The sequence below is a fragment of the Streptomyces sp. NPDC101393 genome (genome assembly GCF_044767385.1).
Taxonomy (GTDB): domain Bacteria; phylum Actinomycetota; class Actinomycetes; order Streptomycetales; family Streptomycetaceae; genus Streptomyces.
In genome coordinates, this window is the sequence record NZ_JBIWNU010000005.1 from 106,172 (window position 1) to 132,611 (window position 26,440).

Below are 26,440 nucleotides of genomic sequence, written 5' to 3' on the forward strand. Positions count from 1 at the left end.
CCGGTCACGGTCGGGCTGGGTGGTCCCGCCAGTGGTAGGAAGGGCATGCATACGTACAAGGGTGCACTGGTTACGCGTATCGGAAGACCGCACGCTGGATGGCATGACACACACCTCTGTCGCCGCGTACGCCGCACCCGCACCGAAGGCCCCGCTGGAGCGGACCACGATTCCGCGCCGCGAACTGGGTGCCCACGACATCCTGATCGACATCAAGTACGCCGGCATCTGCCACTCCGACATCCACACCGTCCGCGCCGAGTGGGGCGAGGGCGGCACGTTCCCGATCGTCCCCGGCCACGAGATCGCCGGCCTGGTCGCCGAGGTCGGCTCCGAGGTCACCCGCTACCGCGCGGGCGACCGGGTCGGCGTCGGCTGCTTCGTCGACTCCTGCCGCGAATGCGAGAACTGCCGCAACGGCCTGGAGCAGTACTGCACCGGTGACCTCGGCAACGTCGGCACCTACGCCGCCACCGGCCGCGACGGCGAGCCCACCCACGGTGGCTACTCCACCCACATCGTCGTCGACGAGAACTACGCGCTCCGCATCCCGGAGACCATCCCGCTGGACGCCGCCGCCCCGCTGCTGTGCGCCGGCATCACCCTTTACTCCCCGCTCGCCCACTGGCAGGCAGGACCCGGCAAGAAGGTCGCGGTCGTCGGTCTCGGCGGCCTCGGGCACATGGGCGTGAAGATCGCGCACGCGATGGGCGCGGAGGTCACCGTGCTGAGCCAGTCGCTGCGCAAGAAGGACGACGGCCTGCGCCTCGGCGCGGACCACTACTACGCGACCTCCGACCCGGCCACGTTCCTGAACCTCGCGGGCACCTTCGACCTGATCGTCAACACGGTCTCCGCGAACCTGGACCTGAACGACTACCTGGGCCTGCTGCGCACCGACGGCACCCTGGTCCAGCTCGGCGTGCCGGAGAACCCGCTGCCCGTCACGCCGTTCGCGCTGATCCAGCGGCGCAAGTCGATAGCCGGCTCGCTGATCGGCGGCATCCAGGAGACGCAGGAGATGCTCGACTTCTGCGGTGAGCACGGACTGGCCGCGGACATCGAGGTGATCGACGCGGACCGCATCAACGAGGCGTACGAGCGGGTGCTCGCGAGCGATGTGCGCTACCGCTTCGTGATCGACACCTCCACGATCTGATCGACGCGTCGCCGATCCGGGTCGGTGATCCGGGTCGGTGATCCGGGTCGGTGATCCGGGTCGGCGCCTCGACCACGTGGACGCCCGGGACGGCCGTACGACGGCCGTCCCGGGCGTTCGCCGTGGCGGCGGAGGCAGCGACTCGTCTTATTGAAAACGGTACCCATATTCATATAGCCTGGCGCCTCCCGACGCCCGCACGTCTCCAGGAGGCCCCGGACCCATGGCCGTACCCAAGCGCAAGCTCTCCCGCAGCAACACCCGCCACCGCCGCGCCCAGTGGAAGGCGACCCCGCCCCCGCTGGTGCCCGTCACCGTCGACGGATCCGTCTACCAGGTGCCGCGCCGCCTGGTGAAGGCATACCGGCTGGGGCTGATCGACCCGACCGGCCCGACGGGCTGACCACCATGACGCAGCGACCGGCGGCCGTCCGCCCGCCCCTCCCCGTCACCGTGCTCTCCGGATTTCTCGGCGCCGGAAAAACCACCCTGCTCAACCACGTCCTGGGCAACCGGGAGGGCCTGCGGGTGGCCGTCATCGTCAACGACATGAGCGAGATCAACATCGACGCCGCGCTGGTGCGCGGGGGCGGCGCGGCACTGTCCCGCACCGAGGAACGGCTGGTCGAGATGACCAACGGGTGCATCTGCTGCACCCTGCGCGACGATCTGCTCGAAGAGGTCGCGCGGCTGGCCGACGCCGGCCGCTTCGACTACCTGCTGATCGAGTCCAGCGGCATCTCCGAGCCGATGCCGGTCGCCGCCACCTTCTCCTTCCCGCGCGACGACGGCGCCACCCTCGGCGACCTGGCACGGCTCGACACCATGGTCACCGTCGTCGACGCCGCCCACTTCCTGCCGGAACTCACCGGCGGCGACGGCCTCGCCGAGCGCGGCCTCGACCAGTACGAGGACGACGACCGCACGGTCAGCGACCTGCTCATGGACCAGATCGAGTTCGCCGACGTCATCGTGCTCAACAAGACCGACCTGGTCGACACCGGGACCGTCATACGCCTGCGGGCCACACTGACCCGGCTCAACCCGGCCGCCCGGATCCTCACCGCCCGGCAGGGCCGGGTGGCACCCGCCGAGGTGCTGGGCACCCGGCGGTTCGACCTGGAACGCGCCCAGCAGGCGCCCGGCTGGGTCCGGGAGATCAACGGCGACCATGTGCCGGAGACCGAGGAGTACGGCATCTCCAGCACCGTCTTCCGCGCCGACCGCGCCTTCCACCCGGCCCGCCTGTGGCACTTCGTCACCGAGCGGCTGGACAGCGGCGCGTACGGCCAGATCCTGCGCTCCAAGGGCTTCTTCCGGCTCGCCACCCGCCCCCGCGTCACCGGCCTGTGGTCCCAGGCCGGCGCGGTCGCCCGCTTCGAGCCGTCGGGCGTGGGCGCGGCGGACGCCGACGGGGCCGCGGGCGTCCTCGCCGGCGACGGCGGCAGCGGCGGGGCACACGGACAGGAACTGCCGGGACAGGAGCTGGTCTTCATCGGTGTCGGACTGCGCCCGGAACCCCTGCACACCGCCCTCACCGCCTGCCTCCTGGCACCCGGGGAGCCGGCCCCCGCACCCACCGACGACCCGTTCCCGGCATGGGACGTGACCGGCACCGAGGACGGGACCTGCGACCACGAAGGCGACCGGAGCGCCACCCCGGACCACGAACCCGCCGCCGCGGTCGCGTAGTTGGCACCCGGCCGCCGCTCCCGCCGCATTCCGTTCCTGCGCCCGTCGCCTCTCCCGTGACGGCCACCGGTCCGCCCAGCGGCGTCGGCGCCGACGGCGGGACCGGGACGCGGACACCGCGCCGCGGAGCGCGGGCCGAGGGCAGCGGGGGCGGGAGGGCAGCGGGGGCGGCGGGACGCTCCGCCGCGGTCCCGGGCCGGCCCGCGGCGCGAGCCCATCCGGCCCGCCCGCGGAAGTTTCTTGTACCTGGCGGCAACCCCGGCCCCCGCCGCACGTCGTCACAGGTGAAGGCGCCACCAGGCGCCGCCCCGTCGAACGTGGAGCAGTCACCGTGAACCTCTCCCGCACCGCCCCCAGTTGCCGTCCGTCGCTGCCGGGCTCCGCCCCGTCCCGGCCGGCCGTCCGCCGCCTGCGCGGCGCGGCCGGCGCCGGTCTGCTGGCGGCGCTCGCCCTCACCTCGCTGTCGGCGGCCGGCACCGCGTACGCCGACTCCCCGCAGCCCTCGGCGGAGCGCCCCACGCCCGCCCGCACGGCTCCGGCGCCCGCCCCCGCGACCCCGAGCCCGGCCCGCCCCACCGCGGCGCCCGAGCCCGGATCCAGCAGCACCCCCGCGCCCAGCGCCCCGTCCACCTCGCGCCCCGAGCCGAGCGCGGAGCCGTCCCGGCCCGGCTCCGGGCCGAGCGCCGCACCCAGCGCCGCACCCAGCGCCGCACCCGGTGGCGCCCGCGGCGGATCCGGCGAACTCGCCCGCACCGGTGCCTCCCCGGCCACCACCGTCGCGCTGAGCGGCGGCGCAGCCGTGCTGCTCGCCGTGGGCGGCGGTACCGTCTACGCGGTCCGCCGCCGGCGCGCCTGAGGGCCCGCGCCGCACCGGCCCCGAGGAATTGATGGAGTACTCCGCCAGCCCGCACAGCGCCCCGGTACGGTTCGCCGTACCGGGGCCGCGGCACGGACTGTGGCGGTGGCTGCTGCGCGCCACCCGCCCCGCGACGGCGCACCGCGAGACACCGCGCCCCGGATTCCCGTCCGCGCCGCCCCACCACCGCACCGAGCACCTCGGCATCCGCCCGGACCCCGGATACGGGCCCCCGCCCCCGGACCCCCGGCCGACGATCACCGAGCTCTACCACGCGCACCGGCTGACCATGGTCCGGCTGGCCGTCATGCTCGTCGACGACCGCGCCACCGCGGAGGACGTCGTCCAGGACGCGTTCGCCGCGCTCTACAAACGCCACGGCGAGCAGCTGGGCGACGTCGACAACGCCCTCGCCTATCTGCGTACCGCCGTCGTCAACGCCGCCCGCTCGGTGCTCAGACGCCGGCGTACGGCACGCGAGTACACCCCGCCGCACGAGGCGGACGCGCCGTCCGCCGAGGAGCGGATCGTGCTCGACGAGGAACACCGCGAGGTGTTCGCCGCGCTCAACGGGCTGACCGCCCGCCGCCGGGAGGTCCTCGTGCTGCGCTACTGGGGCGACCTGACGGAAGCGCAGATCGCGGCGACGCTCGGCATCAGCCGCGGTGCGGTGAAGTCCCTCGCCAGCCGCGCCCTGGACTCACTGGAGAAGATCTTGGAGGCGCGGTCATGACCAGCCACGGCAGCGGACACCGCAACGGCAGGCCGGCTGACGGCGTTCCCGGCGGCCGCGGCGCCGCCCCCGAGCGGCCCGTGGAGGACCGGCTGCGGCGCGCGTTCGCGGCCCGCGCCGCGTCGGTCGACCTCCGCGACCTCCGCCCCGCCGACCCACCCGGCCGCACGCCGCTGCGCCGCGGCGACCGGCACCAACAGCCCTTCACCGCTCGCTGGTTGCGGCAGATCCGGGCGCGCCGCTTCGCCCTGCCGCTGGCGGCCGCCGCCGCTGCCGCCGCGGTGGCCGTCGCTCTCACCCTCGTCCCGGACGGCGGCCCGGACCGCCCCTCCCCCGCCACGTCGCCCCGTCCCGTCGTCCCGTCCCCCACGCCCACCCCCGGTCCGAGCACCACGCGGCAACCGCCCGACGAGCCCCCGGCCGAGCCCCACCGCTCCGCCCAGCCCTCCCGTCCGGGCTCCCCGTCCCCCTCCACCGCGCCCGGAACGTCCCGGCGCACCCCGCCCGGCACCCCCGTCCCCACGCCCCCGCCCACGGAGCGGCCGGGCGGCGGGGCCACCGCCTCCGCCCCGGCGCCCTCCTCCGACCCGTCCGGCTCGGCCGCCCCCTCCCCCAAGAACGGCCCCGCGTCCCGTTAGCCGCGCGTTAGCCGATCGCCAGCGCCCCCACCGAAGATCGTGCTCGTGGCCGCCGCACGCGGCGTCGCCGATCGCACCGGCCCACGCCTCGCACCAGCCGCACGGACGCCCGGGGGACCCGCATGCCGCGCACCGAGAGCACCGCCAGATCCACGAACAGATCGACGGACAGACCCATGGACGGACCCCCCGCCAGGACCGGGTCCGATGCCTCCGGCCGCGCCAACCGGGTCGCCGTCGCCGTGCTGATCGGCGTCGCCCTGGCGGCCGCCGCGCCGGTGCTCAGCGGCTGCCGGAGCGACGGCGGCACGGCCGAGGCGGCCTCCCCCGCCCCCTCCCCGTCCGCTGCCGAGGCGTCTGCCGGTTCCCTCCGGCCGGACGTCCACCGCCCGGACGGTCTCGGCCACCGGTCCGGCGATCCGGTCCCCTGCACCCCGGAGATGCTCCGCTTCCACGCCGGTGCGGCCGGGCAGCCGGCCGGCCGGATGCTCCTGTCCGTCACCAACTACTCCGACCGGCCCTGCGACTTCGCCGCGCAGCCCTACCCGCTCCTGCACTTCGGCGACGGCAGGCGGCCCGCCATCGGGGCGATCGAGGCCAGCAGGCCCCGGGCCGCCGTCACCCTCGCGCCCGACCGGACCGCGTACGCAGGCATCACCACCTCCGCCGCCCCCGGCACTCCGGCCGCCACGCCCCGGACCCGCGGCAAGATCTCTCAGTTCGGTGTCGCCCTGGCCACCGGCACCGAACCGACCCAGGTCGGCCTGGACAGCGGCGCCCCGGTCCGCCTCGACCCGAGAGCCGCGAGGGTCACCCATTGGCAGTCCCGGCGCGCCGACGCCCTGAAGTGGTGACCCCGGCACCGCCGGAGCCGTACGCCGCGCCGGCGCCGCCCCCCCCTCACGCAGCCGCCTCATCCGGCTCGCGCCGTCCGCACAACGGCTCCGCCGGTCCGGTAGCTCATTCGTGTCGAATCCCGCCTCGGCGGAGAACCGGCCCGCGCCCACGGCCCGCGCCCGGCCCCGCACCGCGTTCGGCCCGAGCGCCTCGACATGTCGCGCAGTGATCGCTCCCGGTTTGCCGCCGTTCGTCACCTTCGCGCTCTTGAAGCATGGCTGCGCCCGGAGCCGCTCGCCCGGTAGGCTTTCCGTGTGATCTTCAAGCGCATCGGAAATGGGCGGCCGTACCCCGACCACGGCCGGGAGAGCACCCGCCAGTGGGCGGACGTCGCCCCGCGCCCGGTACGCCTCGACCAGTTGGTGACGACCAAGCAGCAGCTCGATCTCGAAACGCTGCTCGCCGAGGACTCGACGTTCTACGGCGACCTCTTCGCGCACGTCGTGAAGTGGGACGGCGACCTCTACCTCGAGGACGGGCTGCACCGCGCCGTGCGCGCGGCACTCCAGCAACGCCAGGTCCTGCACGCCCGCGTGCTCGAACTGGGCTGACGGCCCTCCGGACCTCGCCGGCACGGACACCCGCAAGTGGGCGGCCCACCGGTGGGCCGCCCGGCTCAGGGTCGAGATCCCCTCGCGAAGCCCTGCGTCACGGCATCCGGACGAAGGGGCTGCGCGGAATCACCTGGTGCGTGCTCCCCGCGCCGCGAAGCCGCGCCACCACGGTGTACCGGCCGCCGCGCTTCGGCCGGCAGGTGAACCCCTTAATGGTTCGGATTCCCCGCCATCGGTCTGCGGAGGCAGTCATTCCTGCCCCTGAAGTGGTCATGACACGCCTCCTGCCCGGTAACGATTCCCCACCATCCCTGCCCGAATTGATCCTTTCGGGTTGGCTCTCGCGCCACGCGTTGATCATTTAGTAGGCATGGCCCCTCCGCAGCATTACGCTGCGCCCATGAGCATGCTGACGCCCCCAGGCATGGGCGGTAAGAAGTACCGCATCACGGGCGACAGGTACCCGAGGATGCGCCGTCCCCGACACCGCCGCCGGATCGCCCTCACCCTCGTCGCCGCGGTCTGCGTCCTCGGCCTGATCGGCTGGGGATCCCTGCAGCTCATCGACGTCTTCGGTGGCAAGGGCAGTACGGCCCAGGCCGCCCAGGACAAGAAGAAATGCCGGGAGAGCGGCTCGTCCAGCCGGTCCGACGCCGAGCCCGCGGCCGACAAACCGCTGCCGAAGCCCGGCGCCCTCACGGTGAACGTCTACAACGCCACCCCGCGCGCCGGCCTCGCCAAACGCACCGCCGACGAGCTGCAGAAGCGCGGCTTCAAGATCGGCAAGGTGGGCAACGCCCCGGCCGCCTACGACAAGAAGGTCAAGGGCACCGGCATACTGCTCGGCCCCAAGGCGGCGGCCGCAGGCCCGCTCAAGGTGCTGGCCACCCAGCTCGCCGGAGCCGAGCAGAAGACCGACGGCCGCAAGGGCGCCGAGCTCGACCTGATCATCGGGACCACCTTCAAGGACCTGACCGCACCGAAGGACGCCGGCAAGTCCCTGGCCCTGCTGGCCCACCCGTCCCCGCCCCCGGGCGGCACCGGCAAATGCTGACCGCACCCGCCCGGCAGTCCTGAAACGCACTCGGGCCCCGCACCGTCCAACGGTGCGGGGCCCGAGTGCTCGGTAAGAAAGTGCGCCCCTGCCGGCCGGTCCGGGGGCTCGCTCAGCCCGCGGCCGTGCCGTACATCCGGTCGCCCGCGTCACCGAGCCCCGGCACGATGTAGCGGTCGGAGTTCAGCCGCTCGTCGACGGCCGCCGTGACGACCGTGACCGGCGCGCCGGCCAGCTCCTTCTCCATGACCTCGACGCCCTCCGGCGCGGCCAGCAGGCAGATCGCGGTGACATCGTCCGCGCCACGCTTGATCAGTTCGCGGATCGCCGCGACGAGCGTGCCGCCGGTGGCCAGCATCGGGTCGACGACGTAGACCTGGCGCCCCGACAGGTCGTCGGGCATCCGGGTGGCGTACGTCTGCGCCTCGTACGTCTCCTCGTTGCGCACCATGCCCATGAAGCCGACCTCGGCGGTGGGCAGCAGCCGGACCATGCCGTCGAGCATGCCGAGCCCGGCCCGCAGGATCGGGACGACCATCGGCCGCGGGTGCGACAGCCGCACTCCGGTGGTCGACGTCACCGGGGTCTCGATGTCGACCTGCTCGGTGCGCACATCACGGGTGGCCTCATAGGCGAGCAGGGTGACCAGCTCGTCGGCGAGCCGCCGGAAAGTGGGGGAATCGGTGCGCTTGTCGCGCAGCGTGGTGAGTTTGTGCGCCACCAGCGGGTGGTCGACGACGTGGATCCGCATGACATCGACAGTAACCGAGCCGGAGAGCCCCGGCGCCCGCCCCGCAGCCCCCGGTCCCGGCCGCGACGTTTCCGCGGCAGTACGGGCCTCGCTGGCATCAAACCCCCGAAACGAGGGAAAGTGGGCACGTACGCCCGATTCGTCGTCCCGGCATCGGGCCAGGCTCTCGCCCGAGGTGGTGTGCAGCGTGCCTGACCGCAAGCGGACCGACGGCGCCGAGGACGTCCCGACCGGCGCCCGGGGCATCGACGACGCCGCGGCGCGCCGAAGGCGTCGGGTGCAGTTCCTGCGGGAACTGCACGAGGCCAAGGAGCTGCGGGACCGCGTGCAGCCGCGTCGCGCGCGGGCCGCCAGGATGCGTCAGGCCATGCGAATGCGCACCTTCCGCTGGTAACCGCGCGCCTCCGCGCCCCCGCCCGCGCTCCGGCACGTGAGCGACATCTCGCACAACCTCCGCACGGCACAGCGCCGAAGACCCGGCGCGAGCGCGTTGTTTCTGCCACGATTCCGAAGGGGCGGGTCCCGCGGCGTGCAGCGCCGCCCCGCCCGGCCCGGCACGCCTATGACCAGTGGGAGAGTCACGGTGTATTTCGCCGCACTGCTCGCGCGCACCGAAGACGGGTGGGAAGCGAGCGATACGGAGCTCGACAATGTGGAGACCTTCGCCGATCTGGCCGACCTGGCCAGGGAAGCGGCGGTCGACGACGACACGGTGGTGGCGTTCATCGAGCAGGAGGACGCCTGGTTCGGCGTCATCCGGGTCGATGGCGAGGAGGATCCACGGGTCTTCCTCTCCAACGCGGCCGCCGCCGCCCGAAGCTCGTACGGCGCGATGATGACCGACGAGCTCCTCGGCCGCGATGAGGACGATGCAGCCGACCTCGACAGCCTCGACCTGGACGGCACGGAGGACGGCGAACCCGAATCGGACGCGGAACCCAGCGATGACGACAACGACGACAACGAAGCGGTGAACGGCTCCGACGGCCCGGCACCGCCACCCGGACCGCTCGGCGACCCCGAGCTGCTGGCCGACCTCGGCGTCAGCGAGAAGGAGCTGCTGGCCCTCGACGGCGAAGCGCTCTCCACCATCGCCGACTCCCTGGGCTGCACGGAAGTCCTGGAAGCCGTGCGCTGAGCCCTGGCGGGCCGCTGTCCTCGTGACGGGCCCTGCCCTCCGGTCACGTCCCCGACACTGGGGACATGACCGTCCCTCCATCCGCCCCCCTGCCCCCCTCCTCTCCGCCCGATCCGCTGCGCGATCCCTGGAACGCGTCGATGCGGCAGGCGCTGGAGGAGGCCGCGCGCGCCCCCGGGACCGGTGACGTCCCGGTGGGCGCCGTCGTGCTGTCCGCCGATGGCACGCTGCTCGGCGCCGGCCACAACGAACGCGAGGCGACCGGCGACCCGACCGCGCACGCCGAGGTCCTCGCCCTGCGGGCCGCGGCCCGCGCCGTCGGGGAGTGGCGGCTGACCGGCTGCACCCTGGTCGTCACCCTGGAGCCCTGCACGATGTGCGCGGGTGCGCTGGTCCTCTCCCGGGTGGACCGGGTCGTCTACGGCGCCCGCGATGCCAAGGCCGGCGCCGCGGGCTCCCTCTGGGACGTCGTCCGTGACCGTCGTCTCAACCACCGCCCCGAGGTCATCACCGGCGTGCTGGAAGCCGACTGCGCCGCCCTCCTCACCGGCTTCTTCCGCGCGCGCTGACCCCGCCGCCGCCCCGTCGGAAGGCCTTTGCGGGCCGCTCCCGTTAACCGATTTCGGAGCACGGCCCCACGTGGGCTAAGCTCTCTCTCGGTAGCGTGTCCGAGCGGCCGAAGGAGCGCGCCTCGAAAGCGCGTGAGGGGGCAACTCCTCCGTGGGTTCAAATCCCACCGCTACCGCTTGCAACACCCCTCCGGTCCGTGGAAACGCGGACCGGAGGGGTGTTTCTTTTGTCCGGCCCCGGTCCTCGCCCCGGGTTCGCCGCCGCGCGCCGGGCGTGAAGTCGCGGGCCGCGGGAAACCGGCCGACCCTGAAGGCATGAGCGAGCCGCGCCCGGGTCAGGGCCCCGAGTCCCGCCGATGGGGTCCCCGGCGGATCCCGAGGCCGTCCAAACCGCCCGGCGCCCCCTGGGGGCCGCGGGCGGCAGGCGCTCCGTACGGCACACCGCAGGCTCCGCCACCCGGGCGCAGGAAGTGGCCCTGGGTGGTGCTGGTCGTCTGCCTCTTGCTGGTCGGCGGGTGTGCGGCCGTCGTCGCGGTGTTCGTCGACGAGGTCTCGGACGACGTCTCGAAGACCTTCGGCGTCACCTACCAGGTCACCGGGGACGCGAAGGACGTCGCCATCGGGTACTCGACCTGGCGCGACGGCACTCTCTCCACCAGCCAGGCGACCGCCGCGGGCCTGCCGTGGGTCAAGAAGGTGGAGGCCAAGGGGCTCGTGCGGGGCGGCGCGCTCACCGTGACGCTCGGGGCGCGGGGCGGCAGTGCGACCTGCTCGGTGGCCGTGGACGGCAAAGAGGCGAAGACGGCCACGGCCACCGGGCCGCACGCGACGGCCACGTGCAGCTACTGAGTCCGATCAGGCGTTACGGCGCTTGCGGAAGAAGCTGACGATCAGCCAGATCACCAGGATCGCGAGGACCAGGAAGACCACGAAGATCACGATCGCGATGATGCCGAGCTTCTTGAAGAAGCTCTTGCCCTTCTTCTTGGCCTTCGACTTCCACTTCGACTTCTTGGACTTGAAGACCGACTTCGCCACGTGGGTGGAGGAGTGGTGGACGGAGTGCGAGCGGTACGGCGCGGCGGCGACGCGGCTCGCGCCCTCGGACGCCCCGCTGCCGGCGGCGGCCGTGCGCGTGTCCGCCGTGGTGTGACCGGCGGCGGCCACGGTGCGCGGCGCGGCCTCGGCGCCCGCGGCGACGGCGGGCGCGGCGGCCGCGGCCAGCAGGCCGACGAGCAGCGCCAGGACGACGGCCGGGCGGCGGCGCGGCGGCCGCGAAGCGGACTGCCGGTTCTCGGAGTTCATGGTGGGTGTCATGGGTGGTTTCCCCCTAGGGTTGGGATGATTCAGCTGTTCCGTGCGGGTTCGGGCACGCCCGCGGATGTCTCGACCTCCAGGAGCGAGGCGCTGTGCCGCTCCTCGTCGAAGGCCGTCCGGCCACCGCGCAGCCCGAACAGCCGCTTGGTGAGCGCGATATAGAGCACCGCGAGAATATTGACCAGCAGCGTGGCGATCTTGAGCCAGCTGACCTTTTCCGTCAGCTCGTAGATCTCCAGCGGCAGGAATGCCGCCGTCGCCACCACCGTCAGATACTCCGCCCACCGCTTGGCGCGCCACAGTCCCACGCCTTCGACGATTTCCACCAGGGCGTAGACGAGGAGCAGCCCGGCGACCAGCAGCAGTGTGGAGTGCCGGTAGCCGAATGCCTGCTGGATGGTGCCGACGACGGGCGAGTGGTCCAGGTCGTAGTGGAAGTGCCGGGCCACCGGGCGGATCAGGGCGAGCTTCTCGTCGAAGAAGCGGCGGACCGCGTCCTGGCGGTTGCTGAACTGCCATACGGCGAGGGCCGCCAGCACGATGAACACGCCGCGGATCGCCCGCTCGACGGCCAGGAACCGCAGGATGAACAGATCGCGCAGGACCTTGCCGCGCGGGACCAGCGGGGCGTCGGCGGCCGGCCCGGAGCCGTGCGGGTCGCCCAGGGCGAAGTCACCGCACCGCAGGCAGCGCCACGCTTCGCCGAGCGCGGTGTCGGCGCGCAGCTTCTCCCGTAGGTGCTCCTCCTGCGGGAGGTAGGTGATGTGCCCGCGGCGGGCGCAGGTACGCCGGTCCCAGTCGATCTTCACAGTGCCGCCTTGCGCCTTCCGTCATCCGCTCGCCGTCCCGTGCCGCCACCGCGCGCCCGGCCCCGCCCTCATTCTGTCGCGTACATGCCTAGGTGATCCTCCCCTGTGGAGTACGCGAACAGGGACGCGGGGCACCTGCCCACCGGTTGCGGAACGAAGCCGAACGCCAGGTGAACGCGGAAAGCCCCGGCTCCGGGCCCTGTCCAGTGGGCCCGGAGCCGGGGCTCCTGGTGTCGGTCGGGGGAAGCGGCGTCGGGGGGACAGGCCGCTTCCCCCGCTGAGGGCCGGACCTCCAAGTGCGCGCCGCAGTCGGGGGGACATGAGCGGCGTGCACCCCGCAGTGAGGTCACGGTCCCGGGCCCCGCGGATTCCTGCCAGATCCGCCGGGCACCTCCATCCTGCCTCTCCCCGCACACCCAACAGCCGGGCAAAGGGCCCCGCTTGGCGGGCCTTTGGTCCTTAAAGAGCAGATCAGCCCGGCGGCCGATGGGGCGGACACAGCTGCCGTGATCGAACACCTGTGGTTACACTCGCCCGACTGCATGCGGGAACTGCAGGTACTGCCGTAGGGAGACAGGACTGATGGTGCAAGCGAAGAAGATCGCGGTGTATCTGGTCATCGTCTTCGTGCTCTACACGATCATCACGTCCCCGCAGCGGGCCGCCGACCTCGTCCAGATAGGCTTCGAGGGCATCTCGTCCGCTGCTCAGGGAGTCGGCGAGTTCATGACCCAGCTGGTCAGCTAGGCCCTCGGACGTCCGCGGTCGGACAGGGCCGGCCCGTCCGGCGCCCCGGTCGGCCGCCGTGCCGGCCCCCATCGTTCGCCGCACGGAGGCCCCAGTGATCCGCCACCTGGTCCTGTTCAAGCTCAATGAAGGTGTCTCGCGCGACGAGGACCGGGTGCAGGCCGGCGCCCGTGCGTTCGCGGAACTGGAAAGCCAGATTCCGGAGCTGACGTTCTGGGAGTGCGCCTGGAACATCACGGACCGCCCGATCGCCCACGACTTCGCGATCAACTCCGCGGTTGCCGATGCCGACGCCCTCAAGCGCTACATCGAGCACCCGGCCCACCAGGCTGCCGCCAAGCAGTGGCGCGAATTCGCCACCTGGGTGATCGCCGACTACGAGTTCTGAGCCCTCCGCACCCCCGCCAAGGCCCACGGACCGCGGCACCACGGCCGCCCGTCGTCCACCGAACCCCCCGCCCTCCCGGCGGGGGGTTTCGTCGTGCGCCGCCCGCCCGGGTACGCGCCCCTCTGCGGCCCGTACGCGACCCCGTCCCCCACCTCTATCCACCCGGCCCGCGAACGCCCCCACAACGGCCGCTCGCAGCGCCCCGCGCTGCGCGGACTCTGTCCCCGAACCCATTCAACTCGCTACTCAACACGGCGTTATGGGGGTGCTTGCACACAGTGCACATGTCTTGTGATGCTATGACCGCTTTTGCCGGATACATGCACTGTGAAGGGTGGCGTGACCGTGACGGCCCGTACTGCGCCCAAGGCTCCATCCCGCGAGAGCCGAAGCGCGGACACGCGGGCGCTCACGCAGGTGCTGTTCGCGGAACTGACCGGCCTCGACCCCGGTACCCCGGAGCACACCCGGGTCCGTGCCGCCCTGATCGAGGCCAACCTGCCCCTGGTGCGGTACGCCGCCGCCCGCTTCCGCAGCCGCAACGAGCCGATGGAGGACGTCATCCAGGTCGGCACCATCGGGCTGATCAATGCGATCGACCGCTTCGACCCGGACCGCGGCGTCCAGTTCCCCACCTTCGCGATGCCCACCGTCGTCGGTGAGATCAAACGCTACTTTCGAGACAATGTCCGCACCGTCCATGTACCGCGCCGCCTCCACGAGCTGTGGGTGCAGGTCAACGGCGCGACCGAGGACCTGACGGTGCTTCACGGCAGATCCCCCACCACGGCGGAGATCGCCGAGCGGCTGCGGATCGGCGAGGACGAGGTGCTGGCCTGCCTGGAGGCCGGCCGGTCCTATCACGCGACCTCCCTGGAGGCCGCCCAGGAGGGCGACGGCCTGCCGGGCCTGCTGGACCGCCTCGGATACGAGGATCCCGAACTGGCGGGCGTCGAGCACCGCGACCTCGTGCGGCACCTCCTGGTCCAGCTCCCCGAGCGTGAGCAGCGGATCCTCCTCCTGCGTTACTACAGCAACTTGACGCAGTCACAGATCAGTGCGGAGCTGGGGGTGTCGCAGATGCATGTCTCGCGGCTACTGTCGCGGAGCTTCGCCCGCTTGAGATCCGCAAACAGGATCGAGGCCTAGCCGGGACGGGCGACGCGTACCCGTACAACCTGCGCAGATATGTCGACTTGGCGCTACAGCGTGTTGCCGACATGTGACATTCTGCAGGAACCGCGTTTGCCGTGGCCCTGCCTCCGGTATTCAGGTGGTGGCATAACTCCTCGGTCCGCCTCGGTCCGGGGTGGCTGCAGCGACCCGACCCGCGACCTCAAGGGGGTGGCATGTCCGTAGAACTGGGCAGCTCGAAGGTGCTTCCCGCGATTCCCGCGCCTGCACCGCACGTGCACGACGACGCCATCAACACCCGCACGCTCTCCCGCTCCCTCTTCCTGCGGCTGGCCACGCTCGACAAGGACTGCGCGGAGCGTACGTACGTCCGCGACACCCTGATCGAACTCAACCTCCCGCTGGTGCGCTACGCCGCCGCGCGTTTTCGCAGCCGCAACGAGCCGATGGAGGACATCGTCCAGGTCGGCACGATCGGCCTGATCAAGGCGATCGACCGTTTCGACTGCGAACGCGGCGTGGAATTCCCGACGTTCGCGATGCCGACCGTCGTCGGCGAGATCAAGCGCTTCTTCCGCGACACGTCGTGGTCGGTGCGGGTGCCGCGCCGGCTCCAGGAGCTGCGCCTCGCGCTCACCAAGACCAGCGACGAGCTCGCTCAGAAGCTGGACCGCTCCCCGACCGTCCCCGAACTGGCCCTGGCCCTCGGGGTATCGGAAGAGGACGTCGTCGACGGCCTGGCGGTCGGCAATGCCTACACCGCCTCCTCCCTCGACTCCCCCTCCCCCGAGGACGACGGCGGCGAGGGCTCCCTCGCGGACCGCCTCGGCTACGAGGACACCGCGCTGGAGGGCGTCGAGTACCGCGAGTCCCTCAAGCCCCTGCTGGCCAAACTCCCGCCCCGGGAACGCCAGATCATCATGCTCCGGTTCTTCGCCAACATGACGCAGTCGCAGATCGGCGAGGAGGTCGGCATCTCCCAGATGCACGTCTCCCGGCTGCTCACCCGCACCCTGGCGCAGCTGCGCGAGGGACTCATCGCCGACTGAGGAACGGTCCGCCGGGAGGCAGCGCACCACGCGTCGCTCGGCGGACAACCGTAAGGACCCGGCCTGACGGGTGATGATCTCGCCCCTCCGCCACCGGACCCCGCACGTCCCTGTACTCCTGACGCATCGTCAGTGACACTGACCCGATGCGACGGATGAGGACGATGAGGACGACGGTTGCCTCCACCTCGGCGGCCGTACTCTGCCTGGGCGCGCTGCTCGCCGGTTGCGGCAGCACGCCGGAGACGGGGTACGCCGCGGTCGGCGCGGCCGGCCCCGGTGACGCCCGCGCCCCCAAGAAGGCCGTACCACCGGACGGCGACGTCGAGCTGACGCCCCTGGACGGCGACCGTGACGATTCCGGCGCCCCCGGCCCGCCCGCCGGATCACCCCCGGGCACCGCCCCCGGCACCCCGGGCGACGACGCCCCCTCCGCCACTCCCGCCACATCCGGAAGCACCGCACCGGGCGGCGCCGCGCCGGGACGCTCCGGCCGACCTGGCGAGGACTCCGGCGGCGCCCCCGGGGCACCCTCCGGCGACCACTCCAACTCGCCCCCGCATCAGGGCGATTCGGGCCCCTCGGACTCTCCGGACTCCCCCGCCCCGAAGCCCCCTTCTCCGACCATCCCGGCCGGTCCCGGCGCCCCCGCCGGCCTCCTGATCGGCAAGCCGGACCTCGCCGACACCGACGTCCGCTGGTGCGAAAAGGTCACCCTCGACTTCCTCAACACCGGCGATCGCCCCGTCACCACCGGGACCGTCACCTTCGGCACCCACATCATCGGCGGCCTCGGCGTCGACTGGGCCACCCGCGAATCCACCCACGAGCTCCCGCTCCCGCTCGCCCCCGGCAAGAAGAAGACCGCCGGCTGGCGCGTCTGTGTGGACGCCTGGCGGGTGCCGCTGGGCATGCACCTCGACACCCAGGACGTGACCTTCGCCTGGAAGTGACGCCGGGCGGCGTTGCGGGGCGGCTGCCGGGCGGCATGCGGGCGGGACATCGGGGTGACGCGCGGGCCGGACACACCCGTTCGGCGAGCACCGATGAATTGCGCCCGCCGCCGCGGTCAATACACACAGTGGCCCATCCCGACCCGAGGCCGGCCCGCACACATGCCAGGAGAACGCCATGCCCACGATCACGCCCAACCTCTGGTTCGACACGCAGGGCAAGGAGGCCGCCGAGTTCTACTGCTCGGTCTTCCCGAACTCGCGGATCAAGGACGTCACCTACTACAACGAGGCGGTGCCGGACTCCGCCGGGCAAGTGCTGACCGTCGAGTTCGAGCTCGACGGCCAGGGCTACCTCGCGCTCAACGGCGGACCGCAGTTCACCTTCTCCGAAGCCATCTCGCTCATGGTCGAATGCGCCGACCAGGACGAGATCGACTATTACTGGGCCAAGCTGTCCGAGGGCGGCGAGGAGGGCCCCTGCGGCTGGCTGAAGGACAAGTACGGCCTGTCGTGGCAGGTGGCACCCGGCGGTATGGCGGAGATGCTCAACGACCCGGACCAGTCACGCGCGGCCCGCGCCATGACGGCCATGTTCGGCATGAAGAAGATCGACATCGCGGCGCTCCAGGCGGCGGCGGACGGGGCCTGACCGCCGTGCCCGCCGGTGGGGAGTCCCGGGTCGCCCTCACCCCCGGGACTCCCCACCGTCACGCGCGGGCGGCCCCGCCGGTGAGCGGAGGCTTCCAGCCCCAAGCGGTGATCATCCCGGGGGCGAGGGCGGCGCGCTCCGGCGACGCCAGATCGCGCAGGGCGCGGTCGATCCGCGCGTCGTCCACCTGCCCCGTCGCCAGCATCGCCGCCCGCGACCGCTGCCAGGTGTCGGCCCAGAAGCGGCTGACGGCGCTGCCGGGGACCAGCGGCGGAACGTGGATCTCGGCGGCCACGGAGCTCAGGCCCTCCTCCAGGAGCAGCCGGGGATAGTCCGGCACCCAGGAGACGTCCGTACCGATGGTCTCCCGCAGCCCCTGCCACATCGCCCGCATCACGTCGGCGTACGGGGACGCCGGTGCGTCGGCGGTCGTCAGGTCGACGGCGTCGCTGAGCACCAGCACACCACCGGGCACGAGCAGTGAGCCGAGCGTGGAGATCATGCGGCGCCAGGAGCGCAGGTGCATCAGCACGAACCGTGCGTGCACGAGATGGAACCGGCCCGGGTCGAAGTCCGGAGCCGTGATGTCGGCGGCTTGCGCCACCAGCCCCTTGAGATGATCGCCGGCGAGGAACTGGATGTCCCGGTCCACGGCGAGGACGGAGGTGACACCCGCCCCCTGCAGCAGCCATCGTGCGAGGGTGCCGGTGCCCGCGCCCACGTCCAGGCAGTGCCAGCCGGGGCCGGCGCCCAGCGCCGTCAGCCGCGCCGCGCTGATCTCGTCATAGGCGAGCGCCCCCAGGTCGATGCGGTCGGCCTCGCCGCTCTCGTCCGGACGGAACACGTCTTCGCCGTAGCGCCCGGAATCCGTACCTCGCACATCACCAGTATCCGCGCGACGGCCGGAACCGCGATCGCTCCGCGGTGCCAGGACGTGTCCTAGGCGGTGTCCGCGCCGCGACCGGCGTTCTTGAGGATCTCCACGGCGTTCTTCGCGACGAACGAGCCCATGCCGGGTTCGGTGTAGATGAGGTTCTCGGCGCGCAGGCCGCTGTTCACCTTCTGGCTTGTCGCCACGGCGATGCCGAACTCCTCCTGAAGCTGGATCACTGACGGGACGCGCGTACCGGGCGGGTACGTACCGTCGGCGATGCGCTGACGGATGACGTCAGCGACCTGGCGCCATCGAGGTCGGTCGGGAGCAAATTCGATCACTTGACCACGCTAGGCGCGGTATGGCACATCACGCGATTTGTCGAATACCTAGCGCACCATAGAATACCTCCCCTACACTCACGAAAGTCCCCGGCGGGTGCAGCAACACCCCCGGGGCATGGCCAACCTGAAGCCTCAAGAGAGCAGGTCGACATGCGCGAGCTTATGCGCCGCCTCACCACCCGGTTAAGGAAGCGCCGGATCCACCCCGCCCCCACCGTCGCTTACCGGCCACCGAGGCCGCCCCTCCACCGCCCGCTCCGCCTCGGCCCGCCCGAATCCCCTCTCGACGGCGATGCCTCCCCCCTCGTACGTCCCTACCTCCTCGCGTACGAGGACGCGGAGGCCCGGCGTGAGCAGGCGCTCCTTCGCGAGATGGCGGTGGCGTCGTGAGGGAGGAGGGGACCGGGATGCGGCTGCTGCCCTGGGCGGGGCCGGACGGACAGCGGTGCTATGTCTCCGCCGACGAGAGCGGGGGCTTCGTGTCGACGCTCGCCGACCAGATGGAGGAGGTGCAGCTCGACACGGGCGCGGAGCTTCTCGACCACGTCACGGAGCTGCTCACCGCGGACACCGCCCCCGCGTCCGCCGACGAACTCCGCTTCTGTGTCCACAGGTTGTGCGAGGCGCTGCGGGACGCGCTGCGGGTGGCCGAGAGCCGGGGAGGGCGCCCGGCATAGCGGGCGGCGGCAGACAGCGAAGGGGCCCGGCATGGCAGTGCCGGGCCCCGCAGACGGAACGAAAGATTGACGGGCGACGCGTCAGGACAGCGCCAGCCAGGCCGCGCCCGCGACGACCACGATGGCGACGATCACGCCGAGGATGAGGCCCACGCGCGGGCCGCCGGCGGCCTGCTGCGGGGCGGCGGCCCGGCGGCCCGCTCCGGCGCCGGCCTGGGGGGTGCCGCCCTCGTCCACGAAGGCGCGGAACATCTGGGTGTTGCCCGCCGGGTCGTAGTTGCCGTCGGGCTGGTTCTGCGGGTTGGTCGCCATGGGGAAGGACCCTAGCGAACCAAGGGCCGTCGGGCACCCCTGGGGCGCGCGCGGAGTGCACGGCGGGTGCGCGGCGGAGGGGTGCGGGTGCGTATGGCGTGGTTTAGGGGTGCGCACAGGGAGCGCTCAGCCCGCACACAGCGTGCACGGGCGGCTGACCTGTGGCTTTACGTGGCACGGCACGCGCTTTGACCGGCTCACGGTCCAGACTTTTCGCTCCCTTTACCCCCGATGGCCGGAAACAGTTTGCCTTCAGCAACCAACTTGCCTATGGTTGCCCTAAGCAACAAAAGATGTGTGATTGATGCGTGGAGGAGCCCGTGGCCGCTCAAAGTCAGTACGAAGAGCTGGCCAGGCAACTCAGCGCCATCGGCGCCGTCAAGCGCGAAATGGGGCGGATCCTGCCCCAGGACTGCCCGCCCGCCTCGGCCGGTGTGCTCACGCTTCTCGACCGGCACGGTGAGATGCGGATGAGCCAGCTCGCCGAGTTGCTCGCGATCGACATGTCGGTGACCAGCCGGCACGTCGCCCATGTCGCTGAGCGCGGCTGGATCGAGCGGAAGCCCGATCCGGCGGACAAGCGGTCGCGGCTGCTGCGCCTGACCCCGAGCGGCAAGGAGCTCCTGCTGGAGCTCTCCGAGCGCTACACCGAATCGCTCGCCCGGTATTTGGACGACTGGACCGACACCGACGTCGGGCACCTCATCGAGCTGCTCGCCAGGCTCCGTACGAGCTTCGGCGACTGCCGTACCCGGGCGCATCACGACTCCCCCACCCGTACACCCGCAGGATGAAAAGGAACTACATGGCTACGACCACACCAGCCGGTGTGCGGGGCGGCCACGCCAAGCACGGAGGCGGTCACGACCCCTCCGGCGCGGCCCCGATGACGCACCGTCAGATCATGGAGGCGCTGTCCGGGCTGCTGCTCGGCATGTTCGTCGCCATCTTGTCGTCGACCATCGTGTCGAACGCGCTGCCCGAGATCATTCATGACCTCGACGGCGGCCAGAGCGCCTACACCTGGGTCGTGACGGCGTCGCTGCTGGCGATGACCGCGACCACCCCGCTGTGGGGCAAGCTCTCCGACCTGTTCAGCAAGAAGCTGCTGGTGCAGTTCGCGCTGATCATTTACGTCGCGGGATCGGTCGTCGCCGGACTCTCGCAGAACACCAGCATGCTGATCGCATGCCGGGTCGTGCAGGGCATAGGCGTGGGCGGTCTCTCCGCCCTGGCCCAGATCGTGATGGCCGCGATGATCTCCCCGCGTGAGCGCGGGCGTTACAGCGGTTACCTCGGTGCCACCTTCGCCGTCGCCACCGTCGGCGGCCCGCTGCTCGGTGGCGTCATCACCGACACCAGCTGGCTCGGCTGGCGCTGGTGCTTCTACGTCGGCGTGCCCTTCGCGATCATCGCGCTGATCGTGCTGCAGAAGACCCTGAAGCTCCCCGTCGTCAAGCGCGAGGGCGTCAAGGTCGACTGGGCGGGCGCCTTCTTCATCAGCGCGGCGGTCTCGCTGCTGCTGGTGTGGGTGACCCTGGCCGGTGACAAGTACGACTGGATGTCGTGGCAGACGGCCGCGATGGTCGGCGGGGCGGTCGTGCTCGGCGCGATCTTCATCTTCGTCGAGTCCCGGGCGAAGGAACCGATCATCCCGTTGCGGCTGTTCCGCAACAAGACGATCACCCTCGCGTCGCTCGCCTCGCTGTTCGTCGGTATCGCGATGTTCTCCGGCACCGTCTTCTTCAGCCAGTACTTCCAGCTGGCGCGCGGCAAGTCGCCGACGATGTCCGGTGTGATGACGATCCCGATGATCGCGGGACTGTTCATCTCCTCGACCGTCTCGGGACAGGTCATCACCAAGACCGGACGCTGGAAGGCGTGGCTGGTCAGCGGTGGCGTGCTGGTGACCGCGGGCCTCGGCCTGCTGGGCACCATCCGCTACGACACCACCTACTGGCACATCGCGATCTTCATGGCGCTGATGGGCCTCGGCATCGGCATGATGATGCAGAACCTCGTGCTGGCCACCCAGAACCAGGTCGCCCCGCAGGACCTCGGCTCCGCCTCGTCCGTCGTGACCTTCTTCCGCTCCCTCGGCGGTGCGGTCGGCGTCTCGGCGCTGGGTGCGGTGCTGGCCAACCGCGTCACGCACTACGTCAACGACGGCGTGGCCGAACTCGGCCCCAAGGCCGCCAAGGCAGCCGCGAAGGCCGCCTCGGCCGGCGGTGGCGGCATCCCGGACCTGGACGCCCTCCCGGCACCCTTCCGGACCATCATGGAGAGCGCGTACGGTCACGGCGTCGCCGACGTCTTCCTCTACGCGGCGCCCTGCGCACTGCTCGCTTTCCTCTTCACCCTGTTCATCAAGGAGGTCGCGTTGAAGACCCGCGGCGGACTGTCCCAGAGCGCTGACGGCGCGGACTCCACGGCTCCCGTGGGCACCCCGGCCGACACCGCGACGGCGCCGGTCGAGGACCTGGAGCCCGCCCTGGTGGGCGCCCCTTCGGTCGACTCCGACAGCACCGAGCACACCCCGTCCTGGGCGCAGCCGGCCGCGGCGACGGCCACCCAGCCGCTGGCGGCATACGCGTCCGCCGGTGGCGGTGACGCCACCCCCGCCGGATCCGCGATCCACGGCTTCGTGCGCAACGCGGAGGGCAACCCCGTACCGCGCTCCGCCGTCACGCTGATCTCGCTCAGCGGGCGCCAGCTGGGCCGCTCGGTCGCCCAGGCCAACGGCTCGTACGTCCTCACCGCCCCCGGCGCCGGTTCGTACGTGCTGATCGCGGCCGCCGACGGTCACCAGCCGCAGGCGTCCACGGTCGTCGTGGGCGACCAGCCCTACGGCTACGACATCCTGCTCAGCGGCACCAGTGGCCTCGGCGGCCAGGTGCGCAGCGCGGTCAACGGCGAGCCGGTCGCCGGTGCGATGGTCGTCGTCACCGACGTCCGCGGTGAGGTGCTGGCCACCGGAAAGACCGGCGAGGACGGCTACTTCGCCTTCGCCGAGCTGGCCACCGGCACCTTCACGGTCGCGGTGAACGCGCAGAACTTCCGGCCGACCGCCCTGCCGGTCGAGGTCGGCGGCCAGGGCACGACCCGTATCGAGGTCGAGCTGCTGTCCGGTGCGCGGGTGCAGGGCATCGTGCGGGCCGGCGCCGACCGGCGGCCGCTGCCCGACGCCCGGGTGACGCTGGTGGACGCGGCGGGCAACGTCGTGGCCACCTCGACCACCGGCGACGACGGCGCGTACGCCTTCACCGACCTGGACGCCGGCGACTACACGGTCATCGCGAGCGGCTACCCGCCGGTCGCCACCGGCCTCGCGGTCGACGCGCGCGGGGTCGACGGTTACGACGTCGAGCTCGCACACCCCGGGGACGCGAGCTAGCCGGAGTGAGCACGGCAGGGGCCGTGGTCGGTCGCGCCTCGCGCGATCGGCCCCGCCCCTGACACAGAAACCCCGGACGGGGGCGCGCGTTGAGCGGAGACGCGTCCCGGTCCGGACCCCAGGGCTCCGGCGGCGGCTGTGCGCAAAGGCAGGGGACGGCCTGCACACCGCCGTCCGGGGCCCGACATTCCCCCAACCTCCCGGCTTCGCCGGAGCAGGGGGACCCCGATGAGCAATTTCAGGAGAGGCAATGACTTCGACGGGCGCGGGAGCTGCGGGACTACGTGCGCAGGTCCGCACACGGGACGGCTGGGCGGTCCAGCACGCCGTACTGACCGTCACCGACATGACGGGCGCGCAGGTGCTGCGCGCATCCGCCGATGAGGAAGGCGCCGTCCGCAGCCATGAGCCGCTGCCCGCGGGCCCGTACACGGTCATCGTGACGGCCGTCGGGTACGCCCCGGTCGCCTCCAGCTCGATCGTGACGGCGAGCGGCCGGATGGACGTCGGCACTGTGGTGCTGGCGCGGCAGGGCGGCGCGGAGCTGCCGCCGCCCGGCGCCTGGACCATCGACCCGATGCACTCGACGGTGGCAGCGGTCGCCCAGCACCTGGGCATCTCCAGCGTGCACGGCCGGTTCACCGAATTCAGCGGGCGCATCGACATCGCCGAGGACCTGGAGAAGTCCCGGGTCGAGGCGGTCATCAAGGCCGCGACGGTCGACACCGGCAACGGCATGCGGGACGGGCACCTGCGCTCCGAGGACTTCCTCAACGTCGAGCAGTACCCGGAGATCACCTACCGCAGCAACGGCCTGGAGCCGGCCGGTCCGGACCGCTGGACGGTGCACGGCGAGCTGTCGCTGCACGGCGTCGTACGGCCGGTGGACCTCCACCTGAGCTACCTCGGCAGCGGCCCGGACCCGTGGGGCGGGGTGCGCGCGGCCTTCAAGGCCACCGCCGAACTGCGGCGCGAGGACTTCAAGATGAACTACAACCAGGTCGTGGCCGCCGGTATCGCGGCGATCGGCACGACGCTGAAGGTCGAGCTGGACATCCAGGCGGTGCAGGGCGACAGCCTGCCGATGGGCTGACACCGGCCGCGGCAGCAACGGGAACAAGCGGAAGGGCGGGGCCGAATCGGCCCCGCCCTTCCGGCGTCCGTGCGTCGCGCTGTGGCGTCCGTGCGTCCAGCTCTTGGCGTCCGTGCGCGGCGGGCGGCCCCGGCCCGGCGTCAGCCGCCGGCGCCCCGGTCCCGCATCGCCTCGATCCCCGCGATCTGCAGGTCGAGGGCGACCGCGAAGTCCCGATCCAGCATCTCCAGGGCACCTCGATCGGCGCGGGCGTAGCCGGCCCGGGTGGACAGATCCATTGCCTCGGCGAACTCGGGGCGGTCCGAGAGGGCGGCGAAGACCTGGGCGAAGTAGTCGTCCAGGCTGATCCCGGCGGCCCGGCAGCGCTCTTCGTGCAGCGCCCGGATCGTCGAGAAGCCGTAGACGAAGTGGAAGACGGCGGCGAGCGCGCCGCCCATGGCATCCGGCGTCAGACCGCTGCGCCGCATCGCCCGCTGGGTGGCGTTGGAGAACTCCGTCGCATGCGGGCCGATGTTGATGTACTCGCCCAGCAGCCGGGCCGTCCAGGGGTGCCGCAGCAGCATGTCGCGGTAGGCGACGGCGAGCGCCCGCAGCTGGTCGCGCCAGTCGGACCGCGCGTCGGACGCGTCGGGAACCGGCATCTCGCCGGCCACCGAGTCCAGGGCCAGCTCCAGCAGGTCGTCCTTGGTGTCGACGTACCAGTAGACCGACATCGCGGTGACGCCCAGCTCGGCGGCGAGCCGGCGCATGGAGAACTTCGCGAGGCTCTCGGAGTCCAGCAGCCGGACCGTCGCATCGACGATCTTGTCGAGGTCCAGTCCGGCGGGCTGGTCCGCCTTCCGCTTCGGCTTCAGCGAAGGGTTCTCGGTCAGCCAGACGCTCTTCGGCCGCTTTTCGGCGCGGCCGTCGTTCGCTGCCATGGCGCCCCTCCCTTTCACCGTGCGTGCACTGCGCTGTCGATGCTATTCCGCCGCGGCGGGCGCCGGATCCGCCGCAGCTGACGCCCCGTCCGCCCGCTCGCTGCGCGCCGCGCGGCTCAGCAGCACCGCGGCGACCAGCCCGCCGAGGAACACCGCGGCGGCGCCGACCAGCTGGCTGGTGCCGATACCGCTCGCGAAGGCGTCATGGACGGCGGTGCGTTCGGCGTCCGTACGGGTCCTGGCGAGGGCCGCGGGGACCGACCCGGCGCCGGCCGCGACCAGCGGGAGCAGCGCCACGAAACGGGAGTTGAGGACGGCGCCGAGCACGGCGACGCCGAGGCCCTGGCCGAACTCCATCAGGGTGCCGTTGACGCCGGCGCCCACTCCGGCCTTGGCGGGCGGGATCGCCGACATGATGGCGTTGGCCATCGTCGGCATCGCGAACGCGACACCGACACCCATCACGATCAGGCCGGTGAGCATGCCGCCGTAGCTGTCGCCGCCGAGGGTGGCGATGGCGGCGAGGCCGGCGGCGAGCAGGGTCATCCCGGAGACGATCATTCCGGGGGTGCCGACCTTGGGCATCAGCCGGGCGCCCAGGCCGGTGAAGTTGATCAGGATGACGGTGACGGCGAGCGGCGCCATCCGCAGTCCGGCATCCAACGGGCCGTATCCGAGGACCAGTTGGAGATGCTGGGTCAGCAGGAACATCGAGCCGCCCATGCCGAAGGCGACGAGGATGCCGCCCGAGACGGCGCCGATGAAGCGGCGGTTGCGGAAGAAGTGCATGTCCAGCATCGGATGCGGGACGTGCAGCTCCCACAGGGCGAACAGCGCGAGCCCGACGATGCCGACGGCGGCCGAGATCAGCACCTTGCCCGACGACCAGCCGGAGACGGGCCCCGAGATGATCGCGAAGACCACGCCGACCATGCCGATCATGGACAGCAGCGCGCCCAGCAGGTCCGGACGCTCGCCGCCACGGCTCTTGGACTCCGGAACCAGGGCGAGGACCGCCAGCAGGGCGATCACCGCGACGGGGAGGTTGACCAGGAACAGCGAGCCCCACCAGAAGTGGTCGAGCAGGGTGCCGCCGATCAGCGGCCCGGCGGCGAAGCCGAGGGAGTTGACCGAGCTCCAGATACCGATGGCCTTGGGGCGCTCGGCGTCATCGAATATCTGCATGACGACGGCGAGGGTGGTGGTCACCAGCAGCGCGCCGCCGACGCCCATCCCCGCGCGGGCGGCGATCAGCTGGCCGGGCGACTGGGCGAGGGTGGCGCCGAGCGAGGCGATGCCGAACAGCACCAGGCCGACGGCGAGCATCTTCTTGCGGCCGTAGCGGTCGGCGGAGTTGCCGGCGGTGAGCAGCAGGCCGGACTGGACGAGCGAGTAGGCGTTGATCATCCACTGGACGTCGGCGGTGGTCGCGCCCATCTCCTCGGTGAGGGAGGGGACGGCGACGTTCAGCACGGTGTTGTCGAGGACGACCGTGAGCTGGGCGATGCAGATGACCGCGAGGATCAGCCAGCGGGTCGCATGCCGGCCGGGCGGCTGGAGGGTGGTGGCGTCTCTGGCCACGGCGGGCATACGGACTCCCTGTACGGTGCGGGCGAGCGGGGGCAGGCTTACACCGTACAGGGAGTGTTATACGTCGTACATTTCTTATCGGGCGGGGGGCGGGGGGCTCCCTCAGGCCCTGGCCCATGGGGCCTCGGGGGCCGTCAGGCCTTGGG

31 protein-coding genes and 1 tRNA gene are annotated in these 26,440 nt (G+C 71.8%); 24 read left to right on the forward strand and 8 right to left on the reverse strand.

The genetic code is table 11. The features are described 5' to 3' along the window. The first annotated feature begins 103 nt into the window (after positions 1–103). From ACIRQ7_RS17355 to ACIRQ7_RS17395, 9 genes are all read left to right on the forward strand, one after another. Positions 104–1,159, forward strand: coding sequence for an NAD(P)-dependent alcohol dehydrogenase (locus ACIRQ7_RS17355; protein WP_404263283.1), 1,056 nt, complete (start codon positions 104–106; stop codon positions 1,157–1,159). A 223-nt stretch (positions 1,160–1,382) separates the two neighbouring features. Beyond that, a complete protein-coding gene (gene rpmF / locus ACIRQ7_RS17360) occupies positions 1,383–1,562 on the forward strand; it encodes a 50S ribosomal protein L32 (RefSeq protein WP_401464892.1) in 180 nt (59 codons plus the stop codon). A gap of 5 nt (positions 1,563–1,567) precedes the next feature. Next, positions 1,568–2,851, forward strand: a complete 1,284-nt coding sequence (locus tag ACIRQ7_RS17365) for a GTP-binding protein (RefSeq protein ID WP_404263285.1) — start codon at positions 1,568–1,570, stop codon at positions 2,849–2,851. A gap of 331 nt (positions 2,852–3,182) precedes the next feature. Then, positions 3,183–3,707 carry an LAETG motif-containing sortase-dependent surface protein gene (locus ACIRQ7_RS17370; RefSeq protein WP_404263286.1) on the forward strand — a complete coding sequence of 175 codons (525 nt, stop codon included), beginning with the start codon at positions 3,183–3,185 and terminating at the stop codon, positions 3,705–3,707. Positions 3,708–3,738: 31 nt separating this feature from the next. After that, positions 3,739–4,440, forward strand: coding sequence for an RNA polymerase sigma factor (locus ACIRQ7_RS17375; RefSeq protein ID WP_404263288.1), 702 nt, complete (start codon positions 3,739–3,741; stop codon positions 4,438–4,440). Beyond that, positions 4,437–5,078, forward strand: coding sequence for a hypothetical protein (locus ACIRQ7_RS17380; RefSeq protein WP_404263290.1), 642 nt, complete (start codon positions 4,437–4,439; stop codon positions 5,076–5,078). The genes ACIRQ7_RS17375 and ACIRQ7_RS17380 overlap by 4 nt, the downstream gene beginning before the upstream one ends. 176 nt (positions 5,079–5,254) lie before the next feature. Continuing rightward, positions 5,255–5,932 (forward strand): DUF4232 domain-containing protein, encoded by a 678-nt coding sequence (locus tag ACIRQ7_RS17385; protein ID WP_404263291.1) that lies wholly within the window; start codon positions 5,255–5,257, stop codon positions 5,930–5,932. Positions 5,933–6,229: 297 nt separating this feature from the next. Continuing rightward, positions 6,230–6,526 (forward strand): type II toxin-antitoxin system VapB family antitoxin, encoded by a 297-nt coding sequence (locus ACIRQ7_RS17390; protein ID WP_136742157.1) that lies wholly within the window; start codon positions 6,230–6,232, stop codon positions 6,524–6,526. Between the two features lie 403 nt (positions 6,527–6,929). Beyond that, the gene (locus ACIRQ7_RS17395) at positions 6,930–7,583 is read left to right on the forward strand and encodes a LytR C-terminal domain-containing protein (protein WP_404263293.1); all 654 of its coding nucleotides are present in this window, start codon (positions 6,930–6,932) and stop codon (positions 7,581–7,583) included. Between the two features lie 112 nt (positions 7,584–7,695). Here the strand turns inward: ACIRQ7_RS17395 and upp are convergent, their stop codons facing one another. Continuing rightward, positions 7,696–8,334, reverse strand: a complete 639-nt coding sequence (upp, locus tag ACIRQ7_RS17400; RefSeq protein WP_401464874.1) for a uracil phosphoribosyltransferase — start codon at positions 8,332–8,334, stop codon at positions 7,696–7,698. Between the two features lie 187 nt (positions 8,335–8,521). On the opposite strand from upp, the gene ACIRQ7_RS17405 reads away from it, so the two are divergent. The 5 genes from ACIRQ7_RS17405 (at position 8,522) to ACIRQ7_RS17425 (ending at position 10,890) form a co-directional block, all read left to right on the forward strand. Next, on the forward strand, positions 8,522–8,728 hold the full coding sequence (locus tag ACIRQ7_RS17405; protein WP_404263943.1) for a hypothetical protein: 207 nt from the start codon (positions 8,522–8,524) through the stop codon (positions 8,726–8,728). Positions 8,729–8,917: 189 nt separating this feature from the next. Further along, a complete protein-coding gene (locus ACIRQ7_RS17410; protein WP_401464869.1) occupies positions 8,918–9,472 on the forward strand; it encodes a hypothetical protein in 555 nt (184 codons plus the stop codon). Positions 9,473–9,537: 65 nt separating this feature from the next. After that, a complete protein-coding gene (gene tadA, locus ACIRQ7_RS17415) occupies positions 9,538–10,041 on the forward strand; it encodes a tRNA adenosine(34) deaminase TadA (protein ID WP_404263295.1) in 504 nt (167 codons plus the stop codon). Between the two features lie 89 nt (positions 10,042–10,130). After that, positions 10,131–10,217, forward strand: a tRNA-Ser gene (locus ACIRQ7_RS17420). A gap of 304 nt (positions 10,218–10,521) precedes the next feature. Then, the gene (locus ACIRQ7_RS17425; RefSeq protein WP_404263296.1) at positions 10,522–10,890 is read left to right on the forward strand and encodes a hypothetical protein; all 369 of its coding nucleotides are present in this window, start codon (positions 10,522–10,524) and stop codon (positions 10,888–10,890) included. Between the two features lie 6 nt (positions 10,891–10,896). On the opposite strand, the gene ACIRQ7_RS17430 is transcribed toward ACIRQ7_RS17425, so the two are convergent. Beyond that, positions 10,897–11,358: a hypothetical protein gene (locus tag ACIRQ7_RS17430; RefSeq protein ID WP_404263298.1), complete on the reverse strand. Its 462-nt coding sequence runs from the start codon at positions 11,356–11,358 to the stop codon at positions 10,897–10,899. Between the two features lie 29 nt (positions 11,359–11,387). Beyond that, on the reverse strand, positions 11,388–12,167 hold the full coding sequence (locus tag ACIRQ7_RS17435) for a DUF2127 domain-containing protein (RefSeq protein ID WP_401464857.1): 780 nt from the start codon (positions 12,165–12,167) through the stop codon (positions 11,388–11,390). Between the two features lie 582 nt (positions 12,168–12,749). On the opposite strand from ACIRQ7_RS17435, the gene ACIRQ7_RS17440 reads away from it, so the two are divergent. From ACIRQ7_RS17440 to ACIRQ7_RS17465, 6 genes are all read left to right on the forward strand, one after another. Further along, a complete protein-coding gene (locus tag ACIRQ7_RS17440) occupies positions 12,750–12,914 on the forward strand; it encodes a hypothetical protein (RefSeq protein ID WP_401464854.1) in 165 nt (54 codons plus the stop codon). A 94-nt stretch (positions 12,915–13,008) separates the two neighbouring features. Beyond that, positions 13,009–13,302, forward strand: coding sequence for a Dabb family protein (locus tag ACIRQ7_RS17445; RefSeq protein WP_404263299.1), 294 nt, complete (start codon positions 13,009–13,011; stop codon positions 13,300–13,302). A gap of 339 nt (positions 13,303–13,641) precedes the next feature. Then, complete coding sequence (locus ACIRQ7_RS17450; protein WP_404263301.1) at positions 13,642–14,451, forward strand: RNA polymerase sigma factor SigF; 810 nt, start codon at positions 13,642–13,644, stop codon at positions 14,449–14,451. A gap of 200 nt (positions 14,452–14,651) precedes the next feature. Further along, on the forward strand, positions 14,652–15,485 hold the full coding sequence (locus tag ACIRQ7_RS17455) for an RNA polymerase sigma factor SigF (protein WP_401464845.1): 834 nt from the start codon (positions 14,652–14,654) through the stop codon (positions 15,483–15,485). 164 nt (positions 15,486–15,649) lie between these two features. Continuing rightward, positions 15,650–16,438 carry a hypothetical protein gene (locus ACIRQ7_RS17460; protein ID WP_404263303.1) on the forward strand — a complete coding sequence of 263 codons (789 nt, stop codon included), beginning with the start codon at positions 15,650–15,652 and terminating at the stop codon, positions 16,436–16,438. 178 nt (positions 16,439–16,616) lie between these two features. Next, positions 16,617–17,090: a VOC family protein gene (locus tag ACIRQ7_RS17465; protein WP_404263305.1), complete on the forward strand. Its 474-nt coding sequence runs from the start codon at positions 16,617–16,619 to the stop codon at positions 17,088–17,090. Between the two features lie 58 nt (positions 17,091–17,148). Here the strand turns inward: ACIRQ7_RS17465 and ACIRQ7_RS17470 are convergent, their stop codons facing one another. Beyond that, positions 17,149–17,970, reverse strand: a complete 822-nt coding sequence (locus tag ACIRQ7_RS17470; RefSeq protein ID WP_404263307.1) for a class I SAM-dependent methyltransferase — start codon at positions 17,968–17,970, stop codon at positions 17,149–17,151. Positions 17,971–18,029: 59 nt separating this feature from the next. Further along, positions 18,030–18,305: a GntR family transcriptional regulator gene (locus ACIRQ7_RS17475; protein ID WP_404263309.1), complete on the reverse strand. Its 276-nt coding sequence runs from the start codon at positions 18,303–18,305 to the stop codon at positions 18,030–18,032. Positions 18,306–18,715: 410 nt separating this feature from the next. Between ACIRQ7_RS17475 and ACIRQ7_RS17480 the strand changes: the two genes are divergently transcribed. Further along, positions 18,716–18,985 (forward strand): hypothetical protein, encoded by a 270-nt coding sequence (locus ACIRQ7_RS17480; protein ID WP_404263310.1) that lies wholly within the window; start codon positions 18,716–18,718, stop codon positions 18,983–18,985. A gap of 81 nt (positions 18,986–19,066) precedes the next feature. Here the strand turns inward: ACIRQ7_RS17480 and ACIRQ7_RS17485 are convergent, their stop codons facing one another. Next, the gene (locus tag ACIRQ7_RS17485; protein WP_401464828.1) at positions 19,067–19,297 is read right to left on the reverse strand and encodes a hypothetical protein; all 231 of its coding nucleotides are present in this window, start codon (positions 19,295–19,297) and stop codon (positions 19,067–19,069) included. Positions 19,298–19,617: 320 nt separating this feature from the next. Here ACIRQ7_RS17485 and ACIRQ7_RS17490 point away from each other — a divergent pair, with 320 nt between their 5' ends. From ACIRQ7_RS17490 to ACIRQ7_RS17500, 3 genes are all read left to right on the forward strand, one after another. Continuing rightward, positions 19,618–20,091, forward strand: coding sequence for a MarR family winged helix-turn-helix transcriptional regulator (locus ACIRQ7_RS17490; RefSeq protein WP_404263311.1), 474 nt, complete (start codon positions 19,618–19,620; stop codon positions 20,089–20,091). An 11-nt stretch (positions 20,092–20,102) separates the two neighbouring features. Next, positions 20,103–22,691: an MFS transporter gene (locus ACIRQ7_RS17495; RefSeq protein ID WP_404263313.1), complete on the forward strand. Its 2,589-nt coding sequence runs from the start codon at positions 20,103–20,105 to the stop codon at positions 22,689–22,691. A 250-nt stretch (positions 22,692–22,941) separates the two neighbouring features. Further along, entirely contained in the window at positions 22,942–23,784 is an 843-nt protein-coding gene (locus ACIRQ7_RS17500; RefSeq protein ID WP_404263315.1) for a YceI family protein, read from the forward strand. A gap of 140 nt (positions 23,785–23,924) precedes the next feature. Here the strand turns inward: ACIRQ7_RS17500 and ACIRQ7_RS17505 are convergent, their stop codons facing one another. Together ACIRQ7_RS17505 and ACIRQ7_RS17510 are read right to left on the reverse strand one after the other, a co-directional pair. Then, on the reverse strand, positions 23,925–24,704 hold the full coding sequence (locus tag ACIRQ7_RS17505) for a TetR/AcrR family transcriptional regulator (protein ID WP_404263316.1): 780 nt from the start codon (positions 24,702–24,704) through the stop codon (positions 23,925–23,927). A 42-nt stretch (positions 24,705–24,746) separates the two neighbouring features. Next, positions 24,747–26,294, reverse strand: coding sequence for an MFS transporter (locus ACIRQ7_RS17510; RefSeq protein WP_404263317.1), 1,548 nt, complete (start codon positions 26,292–26,294; stop codon positions 24,747–24,749). Positions 26,295–26,440: the final 146 nt, after the last annotated feature.